This is a genomic window from Streptomyces sp. NPDC059900, from assembly GCF_050270335.1.
Classification (GTDB): Bacteria; Actinomycetota; Actinomycetes; order Streptomycetales; family Streptomycetaceae; genus Streptomyces.
In genome coordinates this window covers 1-4,099 of record NZ_JBNNJZ010000669.1, presented here as the reverse complement: position 1 = coordinate 4,099, position 4,099 = coordinate 1, and the positions used below count along the sequence as shown (strand labels likewise).

General features: G+C 71.1%; 3 protein-coding genes. 1 reads left to right on the top strand and 2 read right to left on the bottom strand.

Annotated elements, in window-relative coordinates; all coding sequences use genetic code 11:
• Positions 1–1,108 (bottom strand): glycoside hydrolase family 2 protein (locus tag ACQKIP_RS41630; RefSeq protein ID WP_427745389.1); only part of this gene is annotated, 1,108 nt, incomplete at its 3' end.
• Between the two features lie 272 nt (positions 1,109–1,380).
• Here ACQKIP_RS41630 and ACQKIP_RS41625 point away from each other — a divergent pair.
• Entirely contained in the window at positions 1,381–1,788 is a 408-nt protein-coding gene (locus ACQKIP_RS41625; RefSeq protein WP_365854559.1) for a hypothetical protein, read from the top strand.
• 102 nt (positions 1,789–1,890) lie between these two features.
• Here the strand turns inward: ACQKIP_RS41625 and ACQKIP_RS41620 are convergent.
• Positions 1,891–4,099: CHAT domain-containing protein (locus ACQKIP_RS41620; protein WP_427745387.1), on the bottom strand; the 2,209-nt coding region annotated here is incomplete at its 5' end.

Below are 4,099 nucleotides of genomic sequence, written 5' to 3'. Positions count from 1 at the left end.
AGATGCCGTCGGGCCAGTAGCCCTGGTCGAGGGTGCCGGTCTGGAAGACGAACTTGCCGTTGAGCAGCAGGCGTTGCTTGCCGTCGACCGTGCCGCGCGAGATGGACCGCATACCGGCGTAGCTGCCGACGGAGTCGGACACCGTGGATCCCGAGACGAGGTCGGCCTTGATGTCGTAGAGGAACGGGTCGTCCGGTGACCACAGGTGCGGGTTGGTGATGCGGACCGCCAGCTGCGAGCCGACCGCGCCGGTCGCCGTGCCCACCGTGGTGCCGCCGGAGCTGACCGTGACGCGCGCGCTCTGGCCGCTGATCCCGGTGCCCCGGACGGTGACCCGCAGCGTCGAGTCGGACAGGTTCGCCGTCGTGTCGAGGCGGGTGATGTGGGCGGGAGCGGTGGGCTCGAGCCAGACGGTCTGCCAGATGCCGGAGGCGGCGGTGTAGAAGATGCCGCCGCCGGGATGCGGCGTCACGTCGTTGATGCGCTGCTTGCCCACGGCCTGGCCGCCGGTCTGGGTCGGGTCGAACACCGAGACCACGATGGTGTTGGTGCCGCCGTTGAGCAGGGGCGTGATGTCGTAGCCGAAGGCGTCGTAGCCGCCGCTGTGGGCGGAGCCCGCCTGCTGCCCGTTCACCCACACCGTCGTACGCCAGTCACTGGCGCCGAAGTTGAGCTGGACGCGGCGCCCGTTCCAGTTCGACGGCACGGTGAAGGTGCGCTTGTACCAGAGCTTGTCGTTCTGGGTGATCTTGCGCTGGATGCCGGAGAGCGCGGACTCCGCGACGAACGGGACGCGGATCTGCTCGGTGAAGGAGGCCGGCTGTCCGGCGTTCGCCGAGGTGACGGCGAAGTCCCAGATGCCGTTGAGATTGGCCCAGTCGGGACGGGTCAGCTGCGGTCGCGGATACTCCGGCAGCGGATTGTCCCTGGAGACCTGGTCGGTCCACGGCGTCGTCATCGGGGCCGGTTTGGGGGTCCAGGCCGTGGGGGCCGCCTGGGCCGCGGGCGCGAGGGCGGTGGCGCCGCACAGGAGCAGGGCGAGGGCGCTGAGCAGGATGCCGAGGGTGCGGCCCGGTCGCTGTCTGAGTCGGGTGGACTGGTGGTGCATCGGAGCTCCTCGTGTCGCGGGGCACGGCCGGGTGGCCGCAGGACGGCGGAACGGAGGTGCTGGAGCGGGATCGTGCGTCGCGTTCTTACATCGTTGTAAGGAGAGTTCTTAGACACTCGATGAAAGGGCGTCAACGTCTGGAACGAGCCAATCCGCCGCGCACGCAGAGTGTTTCGGGGAGAACTGAAACTCGCTGTCGGCCCCTGCGCCTCCGGCCAGGCTGCTCAGCACGCGACAGACGTCGTGCACGGCCGACCAAACGAGGACATGACATGGCCTTGACGAGTATCAAGCGGCGGGCGACTGCGGTATCCGTCGCCGGTGCGGCGGCTCTGGCGCTCGGCGCCGGCGTCGCACCGGCCGAGGCATCCGCCCCGGCCAGGGCATCTGCTCCGGCCGACGTATCGGTGCAGAAGACCTGCGACCACGGCGCCCTGTGCGTGAAGCTGCGCCACGTCGACACCGGGAAGACCAAGTGGAAGGACCTCTACTACTGCAAGAACTGGTACATCAGCAAGAAGTGGGTCCCCACCCGGTACATCAACAACCAGACACCGGGGACCAAGGGGAAGTTCAAGAATCATGACAGGAAGACGATCATGACGACGAAGGCCCCGTACGCCGACAAGAAGGTCAAGAAGAGCATCGGCGTCTACACCTGGTACATCAAGCCCTGCTGATGCCGCCTTCCCGAACGGGCCGTCGCCGCATGCCTCGTGGCGACGGCCCGCGCCATGTGCGGCGGGCCGTCGTGGCTGCTCTCGTGGCTGCTTTCGTGGCCGTCACGCCCCGGAGTGGACATAGCCGGCCCACAGCGTGGGGAACTTCGGATACTTCGAGCGTGCCTGCCGGACCGCGTGGTTGAGGGCCCGCGACGCGAGCGAGGTGTCCACACCCTGCGATGTGGTCCGCAGCGCCGCGAAGAACGCCTCGCCGACCGCACCGGTGTGGTGGTCGTCGACAAGCCACAGCGTCGCGACGACGCGCCGGAAACCCGCGTGCTGCATCGCGCCGGAGAGGTGGACCGACTCGTCCGGGACCCGCAGGCCGCTGGAGTGGCTGGTGCGGCACGCCGAGAGGAACGCCAGCTCCGCTTCCGGCATGTGCTGGGCCGTCAGCTGCCGCACGGTGAGGGAGTCCGGCTCGTCGCCCAGCAGGAGACGGCTCCTCCACGGGTTCATGGGATCGCTCACGGCGTGGCAGGCGAAGTGGACCACGGAACTGTGCGCGAGCTCGGTGAGCACCGCGGGGCCAGGGAGTCGCGGTGTGTCGGATGTGGTCACCAGGACGGTCGCGTCGTCGAAGAGCCGTGCCAGCCGTTCGGTTTGCCCGGCTGCGCGCGGCAGCGGCGCGGCACCCGCGGTGTACGGCATGGCGACGGCCAGGAATCGCTGGGGACTCCGGCCGGTTGGGCGTTCCCGCGCGGCGACCAGCGCCTGAACCGACGGCGTGTACGAGGAGGTCATTTTGTCGATGGCGGCCCCTCCCTCGGCGTGGGAGTGCTGCCCGCTCCGGCGTCCGGCGGCGTGCAGCGGCAGCAGGCCGAGCAGACTGCCCGGCGCCCACCAGAGGTGGCCGCCGGCTTCGGGTGATGTCGACGACAGAAGGCCCAGAGTGTCGAGCACCGGCCCGACAGCGGCGTCCCACAGCCATTCGAGGATCTCCGAGACACGTTTCTGGGCCTCCAGTCGCGCCGGAGGGCCGAGCGTCCTGTCGTGACCCATATCGGCGGCGGCATGCAATCGGGCGGCCTGCGCGGTGACCGCTGCGACGGTCAGTGCGGGCAGGCGGCGATGCAGGACGGCATCCGTGGTGGCGATCAGGGCGTGGCCGCTGTCGGAGGCCGCGGCCAGTGTCACGACGGGCCCCGACCCGGCGGCACGGGTGAGCAGTTCGCGGTGCGGCGGACGCAGGAAGGACTCGAATCCCGGCAGGGAACGCACGGTGGCCAGGACGCTCTCCATGCGGGTGGCGGCGGCGCGGCGCTGGTCGATGTCGAGCCGAGCGTCGTACGCAGGCGCAGGCGGCGGCGGAGGCGGAGGCGGTGCCGGGGGCGCTGCCCGTCGTTCGGATGCGGCTCCGGCCGGAGCGACGAGGCGACGGTGCAGGCCCAGCAGTTCACCGGCGGGCCGGGGATGCGCCTGGCGGAGCGCGGACAGGTCGGTTCGCAGATTCAGTGCCTGCCGCATCAGCACCTCGCGGCCCGTCTCCAGGAGACGTAACGCCTCGACGGCCGACGGGCTGTCTTCGACCGTCGGGTGGGAGGTGGCGAGGAGGTGGGCGGCGGCCTCGGTGGCCAGACCGGCGAAGCGGGACAGCGTCTTGAGGCGGTCGCCCCCGGTGTGCCACAGCGGCGCCGCCGCGGCGAGCCGCTCCACGGCCTCTGTCAGGAGACGACCGGCCAGCTCGCGGTCGTCCGGCCCCGCGAGGCGGGCGGCGGCGCGGGCGGCCTCGATGCGGTCGGCCGGAGGGGACGCCTCGCAGGCATACGCCTCCAGGAAGGCGGCGAGGGCGTCGGAGCGCGCGGCGTCGGGGCTCTCGGCCAGGATGTGCCCGAGTGTCTGGAGACAGCCTGCCCGGCTCGGCGAGCCGGCAGGGAGGGAGTCGACGGCTTGGCGCGCGTAGCGGAGCGCTTCGGCCATCACCTGCGGGGTGCGCGTGGCGCGGTAGGTGTGCAGCAGGGCCATGGCCAGTTCGGAGCAGGCCCAGACATGGTCGCTGTGGTGCGGGTCCGCGTGGCGCAGCGCGGACCGGCAGACCTCTATTGCCTCCCGGAGGTCGCGCGCGGCGTGATCCGGGACGGGACGGCTCGCGTGACGTTGGATCAGTGCGCGACTCAGCGCCGCGGAGCGTCCGGTGCGCTGCTCGTGACGCGCGGGAGTGAGCGCGACCGCCCGGCGCAGGACTTCCACCGCCTCATCGAGGTCGCGCAGGCCGCCGGCGTCCAGCGGGCGGCCGCTGGGCCCCGGAACGTCCGAGGCGCCCATGAGC